Origin of the sequence: Variovorax sp. GrIS 2.14, assembly GCF_046115955.1 — a bacterium.
In the GTDB taxonomy this organism is placed as follows: Bacteria; Pseudomonadota; Gammaproteobacteria; order Burkholderiales; family Burkholderiaceae_C; genus Variovorax.
Map to the genome: position 1 here is coordinate 202,033 of NZ_JBJXIA010000004.1, position 16,992 is coordinate 219,024.

Annotated in this window: 16 protein-coding genes; 15 read left to right on the forward strand and 1 reads right to left on the reverse strand. The window is 63.6% G+C overall.

Going from position 1 to position 16,992, the window contains the following annotated elements:
• Positions 1 to 15: 15 nt before the first annotated feature.
• Positions 16 to 825 (reverse strand): outer membrane protein assembly factor BamD, encoded by an 810-nt coding sequence (locus tag RCH10_RS09145; RefSeq protein ID WP_187052458.1) that lies wholly within the window; start codon positions 823 to 825, stop codon positions 16 to 18.
• A gap of 23 nt (positions 826 to 848) precedes the next feature.
• On the opposite strand from RCH10_RS09145, the gene RCH10_RS09150 reads away from it, so the two are divergent.
• The 15 genes from RCH10_RS09150 to hflK all read left to right on the forward strand — a co-directional run bounded on the left by RCH10_RS09150 (position 849) and on the right by hflK (position 16,989).
• On the forward strand, positions 849 to 1,892 hold the full coding sequence (locus RCH10_RS09150) for an RluA family pseudouridine synthase (protein WP_409052230.1): 1,044 nt from the start codon (positions 849 to 851) through the stop codon (positions 1,890 to 1,892).
• A gap of 128 nt (positions 1,893 to 2,020) precedes the next feature.
• Positions 2,021 to 2,731, forward strand: a complete 711-nt coding sequence (scpB, locus tag RCH10_RS09155) for an SMC-Scp complex subunit ScpB (protein ID WP_323496438.1) — start codon at positions 2,021 to 2,023, stop codon at positions 2,729 to 2,731.
• On the forward strand, positions 2,728 to 4,542 hold the full coding sequence (locus tag RCH10_RS09160; RefSeq protein ID WP_409052117.1) for a pseudouridine synthase: 1,815 nt from the start codon (positions 2,728 to 2,730) through the stop codon (positions 4,540 to 4,542). Before scpB ends, RCH10_RS09160 begins: the two co-directional genes overlap by 4 nt.
• Positions 4,543 to 4,686: 144 nt before the next feature.
• Positions 4,687 to 5,112, forward strand: a complete 426-nt coding sequence (gene ndk / locus RCH10_RS09165; RefSeq protein ID WP_187052455.1) for a nucleoside-diphosphate kinase — start codon at positions 4,687 to 4,689, stop codon at positions 5,110 to 5,112.
• 21 nt (positions 5,113 to 5,133) lie between these two features.
• On the forward strand, positions 5,134 to 6,360 hold the full coding sequence (rlmN, locus tag RCH10_RS09170) for a 23S rRNA (adenine(2503)-C(2))-methyltransferase RlmN (RefSeq protein ID WP_261802416.1): 1,227 nt from the start codon (positions 5,134 to 5,136) through the stop codon (positions 6,358 to 6,360).
• 4 nt (positions 6,361 to 6,364) lie between these two features.
• Entirely contained in the window at positions 6,365 to 7,210 is an 846-nt protein-coding gene (gene pilW / locus RCH10_RS09175) for a type IV pilus biogenesis/stability protein PilW (RefSeq protein WP_323501742.1), read from the forward strand.
• Positions 7,203 to 8,141 (forward strand): helix-turn-helix domain-containing protein, encoded by a 939-nt coding sequence (locus RCH10_RS09180; RefSeq protein ID WP_409052118.1) that lies wholly within the window; start codon positions 7,203 to 7,205, stop codon positions 8,139 to 8,141. The genes pilW and RCH10_RS09180 overlap by 8 nt, the downstream gene beginning before the upstream one ends.
• Positions 8,138 to 9,409 (forward strand): flavodoxin-dependent (E)-4-hydroxy-3-methylbut-2-enyl-diphosphate synthase, encoded by a 1,272-nt coding sequence (gene ispG / locus RCH10_RS09185; RefSeq protein WP_409052119.1) that lies wholly within the window; start codon positions 8,138 to 8,140, stop codon positions 9,407 to 9,409. The genes RCH10_RS09180 and ispG overlap by 4 nt, the downstream gene beginning before the upstream one ends.
• 13 nt (positions 9,410 to 9,422) lie before the next feature.
• The gene (gene hisS, locus RCH10_RS09190) at positions 9,423 to 10,721 is read left to right on the forward strand and encodes a histidine--tRNA ligase (RefSeq protein ID WP_409052120.1); all 1,299 of its coding nucleotides are present in this window, start codon (positions 9,423 to 9,425) and stop codon (positions 10,719 to 10,721) included.
• A 6-nt stretch (positions 10,722 to 10,727) separates the two neighbouring features.
• Positions 10,728 to 11,417 carry a tetratricopeptide repeat protein gene (locus RCH10_RS09195; RefSeq protein ID WP_323496447.1) on the forward strand — a complete coding sequence of 230 codons (690 nt, stop codon included), beginning with the start codon at positions 10,728 to 10,730 and terminating at the stop codon, positions 11,415 to 11,417.
• Positions 11,414 to 12,556 (forward strand): outer membrane protein assembly factor BamB, encoded by a 1,143-nt coding sequence (gene bamB / locus RCH10_RS09200; RefSeq protein ID WP_409052121.1) that lies wholly within the window; start codon positions 11,414 to 11,416, stop codon positions 12,554 to 12,556. The genes RCH10_RS09195 and bamB overlap by 4 nt, the downstream gene beginning before the upstream one ends.
• A 17-nt stretch (positions 12,557 to 12,573) precedes the next feature.
• The gene (gene der / locus RCH10_RS09205) at positions 12,574 to 13,920 is read left to right on the forward strand and encodes a ribosome biogenesis GTPase Der (RefSeq protein WP_409052122.1); all 1,347 of its coding nucleotides are present in this window, start codon (positions 12,574 to 12,576) and stop codon (positions 13,918 to 13,920) included.
• Positions 13,921 to 14,081: 161 nt separating this feature from the next.
• On the forward strand, positions 14,082 to 14,327 hold the full coding sequence (hfq, locus tag RCH10_RS09210) for an RNA chaperone Hfq (protein WP_261802415.1): 246 nt from the start codon (positions 14,082 to 14,084) through the stop codon (positions 14,325 to 14,327).
• A gap of 49 nt (positions 14,328 to 14,376) precedes the next feature.
• The gene (hflX, locus tag RCH10_RS09215) at positions 14,377 to 15,549 is read left to right on the forward strand and encodes a GTPase HflX (RefSeq protein ID WP_409052123.1); all 1,173 of its coding nucleotides are present in this window, start codon (positions 14,377 to 14,379) and stop codon (positions 15,547 to 15,549) included.
• Positions 15,550 to 15,624: 75 nt separating this feature from the next.
• Positions 15,625 to 16,989: an FtsH protease activity modulator HflK gene (hflK, locus tag RCH10_RS09220; RefSeq protein ID WP_323496512.1), complete on the forward strand. Its 1,365-nt coding sequence runs from the start codon at positions 15,625 to 15,627 to the stop codon at positions 16,987 to 16,989.
• The last annotated feature ends 3 nt before the right edge of the window (positions 16,990 to 16,992 follow it).

The following is a 16,992-nucleotide window of genomic DNA, read 5'->3' on the forward strand; positions in this document are numbered from 1 at the left end:
TCCAGTCGATCCGGGTTACCAGACCTTCCACCACGGGTCGTCGTTCTTCCGGAACCCCGTCGCCATGAACTCGCTCTTCGGATAATTGGTGGCCAGCACGCGCTGCGCGTCGTCGCGCAGCTCCTTCATACCGAGGGCCTCGTACGACTTCACCATGATGTAGAGCGCCTCTTCAAGCGCCGGCACCTCGCGGTAGTCAGCCAGTGCCAGCTGTGCACGGTTGATGGCGGCCAGGTAGGCACCGCGCTGGTAGTAGTAGCGGGCTACGTGAACTTCGTATTGCGCGAGCGAATTCACGATGTAATTCATGCGCTGGCGGGCGTCGGGCGTGTAGCGCGATGCCGGGAAGCGCGTTACCAGTTCCTTGAAGGCCTGGAACGATTCCTTGGCGGCCTTCTGGTCGCGCTCGGACAAGTCTTGACGGGTTGCAAAAGAGAACAGGCCGAGGTCGTCGTTGAAGTTGATCACGCCTTTGAGGTAGAACGCGTAGTCGAGTGCGGGGCTTGCCGGATGGAGCTTGATAAAGCGATCGACGGTGGCGATGGCTGCCGGCCTTTCGCCGGACTTGTATTGCGCGTAGGCCTTGTCCAGTTCTGCTTGCTGCGCTAGCGGGGTGCCCGCGGCGCGGCCCTCGAGCTTTTCGTACAACGGGATGGCCTTGTCGTACGAGCCGCCATCGGCCTCGTCCTTGGCTTCTGAGTAAATCTTGTTCGGGCTCCAGTTGGCGGTCTTGTCTTCTTTGGTGGACGAGCAGCCGGCGACAAGCCACGCTGCGGCGCAAAGCGCGAGCCACGCGGGGACCATCGATAATTTGGCGCGAAACATCACATACGGCTTTCGTGAAACAGTTGCCTTCAATTATATCGACCGACCCCTTCGTCAATCTCCCTAGCGCATCGGCGTCAGAGGAGGGCGGCGACCCGAGCGAGCCAGGCGACCTGGCTGACATCGCCGAAGCGAGCGAATTGCGTGCCTTCACGATCGGCGTAGACGAGCACGGGCAGCGGCTCGATCGAGCTTTGGCAACGCTGGTGCCCGAGTTCTCGCGCAGCTATTTACAGCAAATGATCGACGGCGGACTGGTGACCCTGCAAAATCGGACGGTGACCAAGACGTCGACGACGGTCCGCGCGGGCCAGGCCGGCCAGATCGAGTTGCGGCCGACACCGCAGAGCCAGGCCTTTCGACCCGAGGCGATGACGATCGACGTCGTGTTCGAAGACGAGCATCTGCGCGTCATCAACAAGCCCGCTGGTTTGGTGGTGCATCCGGCGCCAGGCAACTGGAGCGGCACCCTCTTGAACGGCTTGCTGGCGCTCGATCCCAAAGCGGTTCTGCTGCCGCGAGCCGGCATCGTGCACCGGCTCGACAAGGACACGAGCGGCCTGATGATGGTCGCTCGTACGCGCGCCACGATGGATGCGCTGGTCGAGCTGATCGCCGCGCGCGAGGTCAAGCGCCAGTACCTCGCGATGGGGCACAAGCCGTGGGAAGGCGGTGCGGCGCGGCAGGTCGATGCGCCGATCGGCCGCGACCCGCGCAACCGTCTCCGGATGGCCATCGTCGATCTGGAACGGCATCCAGGCAAGGCGGCGCGCACGCTGGTCGAGCGGCTCGACAGCAATGCGCATGGCTGCAGCGTGCGTTGCACGCTGGAAACCGGCCGCACACATCAGATCCGCGTGCATATGGCGTCTCTTGGGCATCCGCTGGTGGGCGACACGCTGTATGGCGGCGCGGCAGCAGCGGGGCTTTCGCGGCAGGCATTGCATGCGTTCCGGCTGGCTTTCGTGCACCCGATGACACAGGAGCCGATGTCGTTCAATGCGCCGGTGCCTGCCGATCTGGCCGCAGGCTTGCTAGCCTGGGGGCTGGACTACAATCGAGCGTGACGGCCCTCAGGGTCTCGCCGGGCAATGATCCGGCCCTGCGCTGCCAACGCCCGCGTGCCGGCAGCGCCACTTTCCATCCCAATGAAACGAAGCGCCCCCAAAGCGCCTTTTCCCGGATAACGCGAACCATGAATACGGCGGATGCCAAGCGCATTCTCGAAACCGCATTGATCTGTTCGGCCCAGCCGCTGCCGGTTCGCGACCTTCGCGTGCTGTTCGGCGACGAACTCGGTGCCGACACCATCAAGACGCTGCTCGTCGAATTGCAGGAAGACTGGGCGCAACGCGGCCTGGAGCTCGTGAGCGTCGGCTCCGGCTGGCGCTTTCAGAGCCGGCCGGAGATGCGCGACCACCTCGACCGGTTGCATCCCGAGAAGCCGCCACGCTACACGCGTGCCGTGCTCGAAACCCTGGCCATCATTGCCTACCGCCAGCCTGTCACGCGCGGCGACATGGAAGACATCCGCGGCGTCACCATCAACTCGCTGATCCTGAAGCAGCTCGAAGACCGCAACTGGGTCGAGGTGATCGGGCATCGCGAAACAGTCGGGCGCCCGGCGCTCTTTGCCACCACGCGCCAGTTTCTCGACGACCTCGGGCTCGAGTCGCTCGATCAGTTGCCGGTGATCGGCTCGCCGATGCAGCAAGGCTCTTTGGTCGATGCGCTGGAGCAACTCGGCGAGTCCGACCAGGCCTCGTTGCCGATGGACGAGCCGGCTGCAGAAGTCGCAGTTGAAGTTGCCGTCGAAGCCGAAGCACACGTCTCAACCATCCCCCCCGTCGATGCCGCAGCCGAGCCTGTCGACACCACCGCTGCCCCTTCCGGAACTGCACCATGAGCCCCTCCGACTCCGACGACGCGGCGATGCTGCCGGCCGGTCCTGCCGCTGAAGACGAAGTGGGCGCGAAGCCCGCTGTGCTTGCTGACATTGATCAGGCCGATCCACCGCCGAAGAAACGCCGTCCGCGTCGGCCGAAGGCCGTGGAGTCGGCGGAGCCGATCGCAGACGAGACCCCGGCGAAAATCGGGCCGTCACAGTCGGACGCCTTGCCGTCTGTTGCGGACATGGCCTCGGACGCCGCAGCGCCGCCCGCAATCGTGGCCGCTGTAACCGCCGGGCCAGCCGTCGGCCAGCCCGAGCCCCCCGCGCGCAACGAGGACTTCGATCAGGACGACGACGAAGAAGAAGACGAGGACGACGATGAAGACGACGACCTCGATCGCGCCCGCAAGGCTGCTGACCGGGAGCAGCGCAATGCACCGCCGCCGCAGCCGATCCGCTTTGCCGACGTCGTCTCAGGCCAGTTCGACGCCGACGAAGACAGCCCCGAGGTGCCGGCGCTCAAGCGCGTGCTGCTACCTGAAGCGGATTCGCCCAAGCTGCACAAGGTGTTGGCCCAGGCTGGCCTTGGTTCGCGTCTTGAGATGGAAGCGCTGATCCTGCAAGGTCGGATCTCTGTCAACGCCGAGCCCGCGCATATCGGCCAGCGTATTCAGCACGGCGATCAGGTCAAGATCAACGGCAAGCCGATCCGCTATCGCATCGCGCCACCGCCGGCGCGCGTCATCGCTTACCACAAGCCGATCGGTGAAGTGGTGACGCACGACGATCCACAAAACCGTCCGACGGTGTTCCGCAAGCTGCCGCGTCTGCAACAAGGCAAGTGGCAGTCGGTCGGGCGGCTCGATCTGAATACCGAAGGTCTGTTGCTTTTCACGAGTTCTGGCGAGCTGGCGAATCAGCTGATGCATCCGCGCTTCGGCCTGGAGCGCGAGTACGCGGTGCGCGTGCTCGGTGCGATCAACAAGGAAGAGCGCCAGAAGCTGCTCGAAGGCGTGCGCTTGGACGACGGCATGGCGCAGTTCGGCAGCATCGAAGACGGCGGCGGCGAAGGCTCCAACCTTTGGTACCGCGTTACGATTTCAGAAGGCCGCAACCGGGAAGTGCGTCGGCTGTTCGAATCTGTCGGCCACGCGGTCAGCCGATTGATCCGCATTCGTTACGGCGCCATGCTGCTGCCGCGCGGCCTGAAGCGGGGCGCGTGGATGGAGCTCGACGAGAAAGATATTCGCTCGCTGTTCGACGCCGCAGGCGGCGGTGCCGGCGGTGCCGAGCGCGCGCCACGGCCCGGCTTCGGGCAAGGACAGGGTCAAGGTCCGCGTGGTCCGGGCCCTGAAGGTGGCGGTCGCAACAACCGGAACAAGAACCGTCGCGGCAACCGAAATGATCGCAACGCCGGCGGTCCGCGCGACGACTCGCGTGAAGCCCCGATCCCTAGTCCGCTCGGCGACGGGCAAGCGCCGCGTGGCGACCGCGGACGCGGCGCCAATCGAGGCGGTGGTGGCGGAGGCGGTGGTGGCGGAAATGGCGGGCCGCCCGGCGGTCCTCGCCGTGGTGGCCAGGGCGGCGGCGGTGGAAACAACCGCGGCGACAGTCAGCCCGGCTTCAAGGGCGAAGACCGTCCGCCGAGCGGTGCCAATCAGCCCGATCCGATGAAGACGTCGGTCGGCTACATCGGCGCCGACAGCTTTTCAAGGCAGCGCAAGGAGCAACGCCAGGCGCCGCGGCGCGGCGGTGGATCGGGTGGCGGCTATGGCGGTGGCGGTGGTGGCGGCAATGCAGGCGGGGGTCGCCGTCGCGGTCGCTGAAAGCACCGCCGCCCCGCGGTTTTTCATGGATCGGTCATGGGTCGTTCGGCCCGGCCGGTTAAAATCAGAGGCTTTGTCAAGGCGGCAACCGATTGGGTGCGGCGCTGACGAATCGTCTCAAAATCAAGCAGGAAGCATCTCAAAATGGCCATCGAACGCACTCTCTCCATCATCAAGCCTGACGCCGTCGCCAAGAACGTCATCGGCAAGATCGTTTCTCGCTTCGAAGCCGCCGGCCTCAAGGTCGTCGCTGCGAAGCTCGTGCATCTGTCGCGCAATGAAGCCGAGCAGTTCTATGCCGTGCACAGCGCACGCCCGTTCTTCAAGGACTTGGTCGAATTCATGATTTCCGGCCCGGTGTTCGTGCAAGCGCTCGAAGGCGAAGACGCCATTGCCAAGAACCGCGACCTGATGGGCGCGACCGATCCCAAGAAGGCAGCTGCCGGCACCATCCGCGCCGACTTCGCCGACAGCATCGATGCCAATGCAGTGCACGGCTCCGACGCACCTGAAACCGCTAAGAACGAAATCGCTTTCTTCTTCGCCGGCCTCAACGTCTACGCACGTTGAGGTGCCTGCCCGACTGACGCAATGACGACCGCCAACCTTCTCGAGTTCGATCTGGAGGGGTTGGCCGCGTTCTGCGAGCGGCTGGGTGAAAAACGTTTCCGCGCGACCCAGCTTTTCCGCTGGATCCATCAGCGCGGCGCCAGCGACTTTTCGCAGATGACCGATCTCGCGAAGTCGCTGCGCGAAAAGCTGGCGACCACCGCGCGCATCGAAGCGCTCCCGGTCACCACGCAGCACGAGTCCGCCGACGGCACCATCAAGTGGCTGTTCGACGTGGGCGACGGCAATGCGGTCGAGGCGGTGTTCATTCCCGAAGACGATCGCGGCACTTTGTGCGTGTCTTCCCAGGCGGGGTGCGCCGTCGGCTGCCGCTTTTGTTCGACCGGCCACCAAGGCTTCAGCCGCAATCTGACGACCGGCGAAATCGTTGCGCAGCTTTGGTTTGCCGAGCATTTTTTGCGCAAACATTTGAAGCGCGATCCGGGCCAGGAAGGCCGTGTCATCTCGAACGTCGTGATGATGGGCATGGGCGAGCCGCTGCAGAACTACACCGCGCTGGTTCCGGCCCTTCGCACGATGCTTGACGACAACGCCTACGGCTTGTCTCGTCGCCGTGTCACCGTCTCAACCTCTGGCGTGGTGCCGATGATCGACCGGCTCGGTACCGACTGTCCGGTCGCGCTTGCGGTGTCGCTTCATGCGCCGACCGACGCACTGCGCGACGACCTGGTGCCGCTGAACCGCAAGTACCCGATCGTCGAATTGCTCGAAGCATGCAAGCGCTATCTGGCGCACGCGCCGCGCGACTTCATCACCTTCGAGTACTGCATGCTCGACGGCGTCAACGATCAACCCGAGCATGCCGAGCAACTGGTCGCGCTGGTTCGCCAGCACGGCATTTCGTGCAAGTTCAATTTGATTCCTTTCAACCCGTTTCCCGCGTCTGGTTTGCTGCGGTCGCCGCAGGCCCGAGTGCTGGCTTTTGCGAAGACGCTTAGTGCAGCCGGGCTGGTGACGACCATCCGCAAGACGCGCGGTGACGACATCGACGCGGCATGCGGACAGCTGGCTGGCGATGTCAAAGACCGCACGCGGGCTGTCGAGCGCATGGCCGAACGGCGTGCGAGTGGTGCCGCCTCCACCTCGGGCCGAACCATCGTTTTGCACCCGGTCCGCGAGGCGCGGCCCAGTTCGAACACCGCGAAGATGTCGACGACTTCGAACACACCGAACATTCAGGAGCACTGAAGCGATGAGCATGGCTTTTTCGATGACGCGTTCGTTCGCGCAACCGCTGTTGGCGCGCCTCCTTCTTTGCCTGGTCACCGGCATCGCGCTGGCCGGATGCGCCAACAAGGGCACCGGCGCGGTGGCGAGCACGGCCGGCAATGGCGCGCAGTTGCTGACCGACTCCGACGAAGGCAATGGCCGCAAGCGAGCCCGCCTGCGGCTTGAACTCGCCATCGGCTACTTCGAAGCCGGGCAGACCACGGTGGCGCTCGACGAAATCAAGCAATCCCTGACGGCCGACCCGACCTACTCGGAGGCCTACAACTTGCGCGGCCTCGTCTACATGCGGCTCGACGACGCCGGCCTGGCCGAAGACAGCTTCCGCCGCGCCATCGCGCTCAATCCGCGCGAACCAAACACGCTGCACAACTACGGCTGGCTGCTGTGTCAGCAAGGCCGCAACGGCGATGCCATGCAGCAGTTTGGGCAGGCTCTGGCAATTCCGGGCTACCCCGATCGTGCCAAGACGCTCATGACGCAGGGCGTGTGCCAGATCAAGGCAGGCGACCGTGCCGATGCCGAGCGCAGCCTCACGCAGGCTTATGAAATCGATCCCGGCAACCCGGTGATCGGCTTCAATCTGGCCACCTTGCTGTTCCAGCGCGACGACATGACACGCGCCCAGTTCTACATCCGGCGCGTCAACAACAGCCCGTCCGCCAATGCCGAATCACTCTGGCTCGGCATCAAGATCGAACGCCGCCTGAATAATCGCGAAGCACTGGCCCAACTCGCCAGCCAGTTGCAGCGCCGCTTCTCTCAGTCGCGGGAGGCCATTGCGTACGAACGCGGAAATTTCAATGATTGAACGCGCCAGTGAGTTCGGCGCTTCGCAAGGGGCGCCGCTGGTGGTCGGCGACAGCACGAACATGAGCGCTGGCGACATGCTGCGCGAGGCGCGCGAAGCCCATGGCCTGCACATCGAAGTCGTGGCTGCGGCGCTGAAGGTGCCAGCGCAAAAGCTGCAGGCCCTCGAAGACGATGACATCGACTCCTTGCCCGATCCGGCTTTCGCTCGCGCACTTGCCGCCAGCGTCGCGCGAGCGCTCAAGATCGATCCGGTCAAGGTACTGGCGAAGATGCCCGGCTCGCCTCGCGCCGCGCTCGCCGACGCCGACCGCACCATCAGCAGTAGCTTCCGATCCGGTGCGCCGCGATCGGGACGAGGCTCGAATTTGTTGCCTTCTGGCGCGTTGCTTGCGGTCGTCGCGCTCTTGCTCATCGGTGCCGCTGCGTTGTTCTGGCTTCCCCAGTCCGCATTCGACCAGGTGAGCTCGGCCTTCGCGCGCATCACGTCGCGCAGTGCGGCCGAAACTCCCGCCGAGACCGAATCGGCTCCCGTCTCCGCAAGCGCACCCGGCACCGTGGTCGAGCCCGCCATGCCGGCGACGGTGCAGCCCGCGACGCCTGCGACCACCGCCCCTGTCGGGTCCCCGGGAGCGCAAGTCGGTGCTGTCGGCAGTACTACCGCGACGACTGCAGCCGTCGCTGCAGGCAGCGACATCCTGGTTTTCGTCGCCCGCGCGGACTCCTGGGTGACCGTGACTGAAGGCGACGGCAAGCAGGTGCTGCGCCGCACCGTCCAGACCGGAGAGACTGTTTCGGTCACCGGCAGTCTGCCGCTGACCGTCGTCGTCGGCCGCGCGTCCGGCATCGATGTGAAAGTGCGTGGCAAGGCTTTCGATTTGGGCCCTGTGACCAAGGGCGGCGGCGTTGCACGCTTCGAGGTGAAATCATGAACGATTGCTTTCCGATCGAGTCAGCGGCGCCCAAGGCGCGGCGTTCGCGTCAGGCGACGGTGACGTGGGGCGCGCGCACGGTCACGGTTGGCGGCGACGCACCGGTGCGCGTGCAGTCAATGACCAACACCGACACGGTCGATGCCATCGGTACCGCGATCCAAGTCAAGGAACTCGCGATCGCGGGCTCCGAGATGGTCCGCATCACGGTCAACACGCCCGAGGCGGCGGCCCAGGTTCCGTACATCCGCGAGCAGCTCGACCGCATGGGCATCGACGTGCCGTTGATCGGAGACTTCCACTACAACGGGCACCGTCTGCTCACCGACTATCCGGCCTGCGCCGAAGCGCTCAGCAAGTACCGCATCAACCCCGGCAACGTTGGCAAGGGCGACAAGCATGATCGCCAGTTCGGTCAGATGATCGATGCCGCGATGCGCTGGAACAAGCCAGTGCGCATCGGCGTGAACTGGGGCAGCCTCGACCAGGAGCTGCTGTCGGGCTTGATGGACATCAACAGCCAGCGTGCTGCGCCCTGGGACGCGAAGCAGGTCATGTACGAAGCACTCATCACTTCGGCCATCGATTCGGCCAAGCTCGCTGAATCGATGGGCATGGACGGCAATCAGGTCATCCTGAGTTGCAAGGTCAGCGGTGTGCAAGACCTGATATCGGTCTACCGCGAACTGGCAAAGCGTTGCGACTATCCGCTGCATTTGGGCCTGACCGAAGCAGGCATGGGTACCAAGGGCACCGTGGCTTCTGCTACGGCCTTGTCGATCCTGCTGCAAGAGGGCATCGGCGACACCATCCGCGTGTCGCTCACGCCGCAACCCGGCGAAGCACGCACCCAAGAGGTCGTGATCGCCAACGAGATCCTGCAGGCACTGGGCCTGCGCATGTTCGTGCCGAGCGTGACCGCGTGTCCCGGTTGCGGTCGCACCACCAGCACCACGTTCCAGGAACTCGCCAAGCAAATCGACGACTACCTTCGCGCGCAGATGCCGGTGTGGCGCACCAAGTACCCGGGCGTCGAAACCATGAAGGTGGCGGTGATGGGCTGCATCGTCAATGGGCCCGGCGAAAGCAAGCACGCGGACATCGGCATCAGCTTGCCGGGCAACGGCGAGGCACCTGCCGCACCCGTTTTTATCGACGGCGAAAAGGCACTCACACTGCGCGGCGACAACATCGCCAACGAGTTTCATCAGCTCGTCGAAAACTACATTGAAAAGCGCTTTGGCGGCGAGCACGCCGTCGTCGCCTGACCTTCCGGAATCCATGGCCGACAAATTGAATGCCGTCAAAGGCATGAACGACATATTGCCGCCCGAATCGGCGCGCTGGGAGGCGCTCGAGCAGACGGTGCGCGAACTTATGGGGCGCTATGCCTATCGCAATATCCGCACGCCGATCGTCGAGCCCACGGCGCTCTTCGTGCGCGGCACTGGGCAAACCACCGACATCGTCGAGAAGGAAATGTATTCCTTCGAAGACCGGCTCAACGGCGAGCAGCTCACGCTGCGGCCCGAGAACACGCCCGGTGTCGCGCGTGCGGCCATCGAGCACAACCTGACCTACGACGGCGGCAAGCGGCTCTGGTACACCGGCCCGATGTTCCGGCACGAGCGACCGCAGCGCGGGCGCTACCGCCAGTTCTACCAACTCGGCGCGGAGGCACTGGGCTTCTCGGGCCCGGAGGTCGATGCCGAGCTGATGCTGCTGGCGCACCAGCTGTTCCAGACGATCGGGCTGTGCAACATCCGTGTCGAACTCAATAGCCTTGGTGTGCCGGTGGAACGTCAGGCGCATCGCGCGGCGCTCATCACCCACTTTCGGCAGAACGCCGACATGCTCGACGCCGACGCGCAGCGTCGCCTCGAGACCAATCCGCTGCGCATCCTGGACACCAAGAACGCGGCGATGCAGCCGCTGGTCGAGGCAGCGCCGCGCCTGCTGGACTATCTGGGCGACGCGTCGCGCCGCCATCTCGAAACCGTGCAGTCCCTGTTGACCGCTTGCGGCGTCGAATGGACGATTAACCCCCGCCTGGTGCGCGGTCTGGATTACTACAGTCACACGGTGTTCGAGTTCATCACCTCTGAACTCGGCGCGCAGGGAACCCTGTGCGGCGGCGGTCGCTACGATGGCCTGTTCGAAGTGCTCGGTGGCAAGCCGACGCCCGCCGTGGGATGGGGCATGGGGCTTGAACGCGTGCTAGAACTGCTGAAGGAGCAGGCCAGTGCGACCACTTTGCCAGTGCCAGACGCTTATGCGGTGATCCCGGATGCGGCAGCGCTCGCGCAAGCCATGCCGGTGCTGCAGCAACTGCGCGCGGCCGGCGTTGCCGTGCAGATGCATGCCGGCACGGCCGATGGCTTCGGCAGCTTCAAGTCGCAGTTCAAGAAGGCCGATGCCAGCGGCGCTTTGTACGCGCTGATCTTCGGTGCCGACGAGCTGACCCGCGGCGAAGTCATGGTCAAAGCGCTACGAGATGGCAGCGGTGCCCAGACCGCACGACCGCTCGCCGAGGTGGCCACCTGGGCCGCCACCCTACAATCTCGGGCTCTCTACATCTGACAGCGCATGGCAACTCCACTCGATCTCGAAGAACAGGAACAGCTCGACCAGCTCAAGCATTTCTGGACCACCTACGGCAGCCTCATCACCTGGGTCGTGCTGATTGCGGCTGGCGCATTCATGGCGTGGAACGGCTGGCAGTACTTGCAGCGCACCAAAGCTGCTCAGGCCGCTGCTCTCTATGACGAGCTGGAACGTGGCGCACAGGCCGGCGACACGGCGCGCATCGAGCGCGCGCTGGCGGACATGAAAGAGAAATTCGCAGGCACCGCCTATGCCCAGCAAGCGGGGCTGCTCGCGGCCAAGACGCTGCATGAAAAGGGTAACGATGAAGCTTCGCGCGCCGCCCTCGCATGGGTCGCTGACAAAGCGGTAGACCCCGGCTACCAAGCCATCGCCAAGCTGCGCCTGTCGGCCGAGTTGCTCGACAGCAAGGCCTACGACGACGCGTTGAAGCAGCTCTCCGGCGGCATGCCCAAAGAATTCGAGCCCCTGGTGGCGGATCGCAAAGGCGACATCTATCTGGCCCAGGGCAAGCGTGAAGAAGCGAAGACCGAATACCGCAAAGCCTGGACCGGCTTCGAAGGTCGTGGTGACTATCGCCGCCTGATCGAAATCAAGCTGAATGCCGTCGGCGTTGATCCGAAGACCCTGGCGCCGACCATCACTGTTACCCCAGCCAAAACCACATCATGAATTTGAAGCGCCTCGTGCCCCTGAAGCACGCTCTGCGAGCAGGTGCGGCGATCGTCTCGATCGCCGTGCTCGCTGCCTGCTCCAGCACTGACAAGCCGAAGCCGGCCGAACTCCCGGCCAACGTCGCCGTGCTCGGCGTGCGCCAGGCCTGGACCGCCAAACTGCCGGCAGTGACCTTCCCGCTGCAGACCGATGTCAGCGGCGACATGCTGGTCGTGGCCAGTGCCGATGGCACCGTCGTCATGCTCGACTCGCGTTCCGGCAAGGAAGCCTGGCGTGGCAATGCCGGTGCACCTCTTACGGCCGGTGTCGGCAGCGACGGCACTATCGTCGCGGTCGTCACTCGGAACAACGAACTCGTTGCGCTCGAAAACGGCAAGGTGCTCTGGAAGCAGCGCCTCAGTGCCGAGTCATACACAGCACCGCTGGTCGCGGGACGTAGGGTGTTCGTGCAAGCCGCTGATCGCACCACCAGCGCGTGGGATGGGCAAACCGGTCGCCGTCTCTGGTCGCAACAGCGCACCGCAGAAAACCTCGTGCTGAAGAAGCCCGGCGTGCTGGTCGCTGTCGGCGACACCCTGGTGACCGGCGTGGGTGGGCGACTCGTCGGCCTCAATCCGAACAACGGTTCGTCGCGCTGGGAATCGCCGATCGCGGCGCCGCGCGGCACCAACGACGTGGAGCGCCTGGTCGACCTGACCGGCACCGTGAGCCGGGTTGGCGATACCGTCTGCGCGCGTGCGTACTACGCCAGCGTGGGCTGCGTCGATTCGCAGCGCGGCACGCTCATCTGGAGCAAGCCAGCGTCCGGCGCCGAAGGCCTCAGCGGTGACGATCGCTTCGTCTACGGCACCGAATCGAACGGTAACGTGATGGCCTGGCGTCGTGCCGATGGCGAACGCGGATGGGTCAGCGAGCGTCTGAAGTACCGCGATCTGACAGCACCCCTCTCGGTCGGCCGCTCGGTCGTAGTCGGCGACAGCACGGGCCTGGTCCACTTTTTGTCGCGCGAAGACGGTTCGCCGCTCAACCGCGTGACCACCGATGGTTCGGCCATCGCTGCCACGCCGGTCCTTGCCGGCAACACGGTCGTCGTCGTCACCCGCAATGGCGGCGTGTACGGCTACCGGCCTGAATAAGTTTTGAAAGCCCGACTGTGAAACCCGTCATTGCTCTGGTCGGGCGTCCCAACGTCGGAAAATCGACCCTTTTCAACCGACTGACGCAAACGCGCGACGCGATCGTCGCGGACTATGCCGGGCTGACCCGCGACCGCCACTACGGAAATGGTCGCCAGGGCAAGCACGAGTTCATCGTGATCGATACCGGCGGCTTCGAACCCGACGCGGGCAGCGGCATCTTCAAGGAGATGGCCAAGCAGACGCGGCAGGCCGTCGCCGAGGCCGATGTCGTCGTGTTCGTGGTCGACGCGCGCGAAGGCATCTCGGCGCAGGACCATGACATCGCGAACGAACTGCGGCGCCTGGGCAAGCCGACGGTGCTGGTGGCCAACAAGGCCGAAGGCATGCAGGACGGCACCAAGCTGGTCGACTTTTACGAGCTGGGCCTGGGCGATGTGCATGGTATTTCGGCCGCGCACGGTCAGGGCATTCGCGATCTGGTCGAGCTGGCACTCGAGCCGCTGAATCTGGTCGACCCTGAAGAAGACGCTGACGAAGACGACCCGAACAAGCCCATCAAGCTGGCCGTGGCGGGGCGTCCCAATGTCGGCAAATCGACGCTTATCAACACATGGCTGGGCGAAGAGCGCTTGGTCGCTTTCGACTTGCCGGGCACCACGCGCGACGCGATCACCGTGCCCTTCGAGCGCAACGGCCAGAAGTTCGAGCTGATCGATACGGCCGGCTTGCGCCGCAAGGGCAAAGTCTTCGAGGTCATAGAGAAGTTCTCGGTCGTGAAGACCTTGCAGGCTATCGAATCGGCCAACGTCGTGCTGCTGCTGCTCGACGCATCACAGGGCGTGACCGACCAGGACGCGCATATTGCCGGCTACATTCTGGAGAGCGGTCGTGCGGTGGTCATCGCCATCAACAAATGGGAATCGATCGACAGCTACCAGCGAGAACAGATTCAGCGGCAGATCGAAACGCGGTTGCCGTTTTTGAAGTTCGCGGCGCTGCACTTCATCTCAGCGATCAAGCGTCAAGGCCTGGGCCCGGTCTGGCAGTCGATTGCGCAGGCGCATAAATCGGCAACCCGAAAGATGTCGACACCCGTGCTGACACGCTTGCTGCTCGAAGCGGTGCAGTTCCAGTCGCCTCAACGTGCCGGAATGTTCCGCCCGAAGATGCGTTACGCGCACCAGGGCGGAATGAATCCACCGGTGATCGTGATTCACGGGAATTCGCTCGAACACGTGACCGAAGCGTATAAGCGCTTTCTCGAAGGACGCATTCGAAAAGAATTCGATTTGGTCGGCACACCGATGCGCATCGAGTTCAAAACGTCGACAAACCCATTTGCCGACAAAGATCGCAAGTAACGGATTGCATGCCAAAGAGCGCGGATGACTCGCTACAGCGCCTCAAGTTCCGGATGTTGAGTGCCGTTATTTTCAGAGGGTTTTGGATGCCAATGCTGCAGCGCAGAAACCCTGTGTTAAGGTTACATTTCCAACAACAACTCTTGAACACGGAGAATATCGTGAGCAATAAAGGGCAGCTTCTTCAAGACCCCTTTCTGAACACCCTGCGTCGCGAGCACGTGCCGGTTTCGATCTATCTGGTCAACGGCATCAAGCTGCAGGGCCAGATCGAGTCGTTCGACCAGTACGTCGTTTTGCTTCGCAATACGGTGACACAGATGGTCTATAAGCACGCTATTTCCACCATCGTGCCGGGTCGCGCCGTCAATTTCTCGGCTGCCGAGAACGACGACGTTGCCGCTTGAACGGCGCGGCGGGTTCGCCTGCCGCGCCTTTCTCCATATTTGACTCCGCTTGTCTGATCTGATTCCCCGCCAGGAAGGCGCCGCCGTTCTCGTCGGCGTGGACTTCGGGTTGCCGCATTTCGACGCAGAGCTCGAAGAACTTGGCCTTCTCGCGCAAACAGCCGGATTGACCCCGATTGCACGTGTGGTGTGCAAGCGCAAAGCCCCCGACGCCGCATTGTTCATCGGCAGCGGCAAAGCCGAAGAGATCAAAGAACTGGCCGAAATCCATCGCGCCAGTGAAGTCATCTTCGACCAGAGTCTGAGTCCGGCGCAGCAGCGCAATCTGGAGCGAACGCTCGACATGGCGGTGTATGACCGCACTTTTCTCATCCTTGAAATCTTCGCTCAACGCGCCCGCTCGCATGAAGGCAAGCTGCAGGTCGAGCTTGCGCGCCTCCAATATCTGAGCACGCGACTGGTTCGTCGCTGGTCTCACCTGGAGCGCCAGACCGGCGGTGCCGGTGTCCGTGGTGGCCCCGGTGAAAAGCAGATCGAGCTCGACCGTCGCATGATCAGCGAGTCGATCAAGCGCACGCGCGAACGCCTGGCCAAGGTGCAAAAGCAACGCGGAACCCAGCGCCGTCAGCGCGAGCGCCGCGAGATTTTCAATATCTCGCTGGTCGGCTATACAAATGCTGGCAAGTCGTCGCTGTTCAACGCGCTGGTCAAGGCGCGTGCCTATGCGGCAGACCAGCTCTTCGCCACGCTCGACACGACAACTCGGTCACTCTACTTGGGCGACGCGCGTCGCCAGGTTTCCATCTCCGACACCGTCGGCTTCATCCGCGATCTGCCGCACGGGCTGGTCGATGCCTTCAAGGCGACGCTGCAGGAGGCCATCGATGCCGATCTGCTTTTGCATGTCGTCGACGCGTCGAATCCCCATTACCCCGAGCAAATGGCCGAGGTCCAAACGGTGCTGAAAGAGATCGGTGCCGACAGCGTTCCGCAATTGGTGGTGTTCAACAAGATCGACGCCCTTGAAACTGGACGACAACCGCTGCATCTGGTTGACGAGATGGAAATAGAGGGAGTACGGATTCCCAGGATTTTCCTGAGCGCGCATACGGGTGAAGGTCTGCCGGCATTGCGAGCCGAGTTGGCACTGCGCTCCGGTTCGGTTTCCGATGCGGCCATGACCTTAGCGTCCGACGCTGAATTGCACGATGCTGCAAACTGATTGGGCACAATCCCGTCACTGACGAGAGAACAGAAGCGAATGAATGCAAAGCCAGTGTGGAGCCGGTTTCAGGGAATGTTTAACCTGAACGACGGAAAATGGGGGCGAGGTGACGAGCCCTCGTCTAATGGCGAGCGCGCGGGCGCCAATCGGCCCGATGCCGATCCGCCAAGTACACCGCCACCACCGCCTTCGGGCAACAACAATCGGCCGCGCGGCCAGGGCCCGAACCAGGGCCCCCCTGACCTCGATGAGTTGTGGCGTGACTTCAATCGCAAGCTCGGCGGTCTCTTCGGCGGCGGTCGTGGTGGCGGTGGCGACAAGAACCGGCCTAGCGGCAACGGTGGCGGTGGCCCCGGCGGCTTCCGCCCCGACATGAAGAACGCGGGCGTCGGCCTCGGCCTGGTGGCGGCGGTTGCCGTGCTCATCTGGCTCGGCACCGGCTTCTTCATCGTGAACGAAGGCCAGCAGGCCGTCATTACCCAGTTCGGTCGCTTCAAAGAGACGGTGGGCGCAGGCTTCAACTGGCGGTTGCCGTACCCGATCCAGCGTCACGAGCTTGTCGTTACCTCGCAGATCCGTTCGGTCGACGTCGGGCGCGACAGCATCGTGCGTTCAACCGGGCTGCGTGAGTCGGCCATGTTGACCGAAGACGAGAACATCGTCGAAATCAAGTTCGCGGTGCAGTACCGTTTGAGCAACGCGCAGGCATATCTTTTCGAGAGCAAGGCACCGGCAGACACGGTTGTCCAGGTTGCTGAAACAGCCGTTCGCGAAGTCGTCGGCAAGATGAAGATGGACGCGGCGCTCGCCGAAGAGCGCGACCAGATCTCGCCGCGCGTGCGCATACTGATGCAGACCATCCTCGACCGTTACAAGGTCGGCGTCGACGTGGTGGCGATCAATTTGCAGCAAGGCGGCGTGCGTCCTCCCGAGCAAGTGCAGGCGGCGTTCGATGATGTGCTGAAGGCTGGTCAGGAGAGGGAGCGTGCCAAGAACGAGGCCCAGGCGTATGCCAACGACGTCATTCCCCGTGCGACCGGTACCGCGTCGCGCCTGAAAGAAGAATCCGATGCCTACAAGGCGCGAATCGTCGCCCAGGCTCAGGGCGATGCCGGACGCTTCGGCGCCGTGCTCACCGAATACCAGAAGGCTCCGCAGGTCACCCGTGACCGCATGTACACCGACGCGATGCAGCAGATCTACAGCAATACGACCAAGGTTCTGGTCGACTCCAAATCGGGCTCCAACTTGCTCTACTTGCCTCTCGACAAACTCATGGCATCGAGCGGCGTCAGCCCGGTGCCTGCGCCCGCCGATGGTGCCTCGCCAAATGTGGCGGGCACCGCTACCCCGCAGTCATCGGTGATTCCGGTCATTCCCAATGGTGGCGAAGCTCGAGCGCGCGATGGTCGTTCCCGCGACCGTGACGCGCGTTGAGCC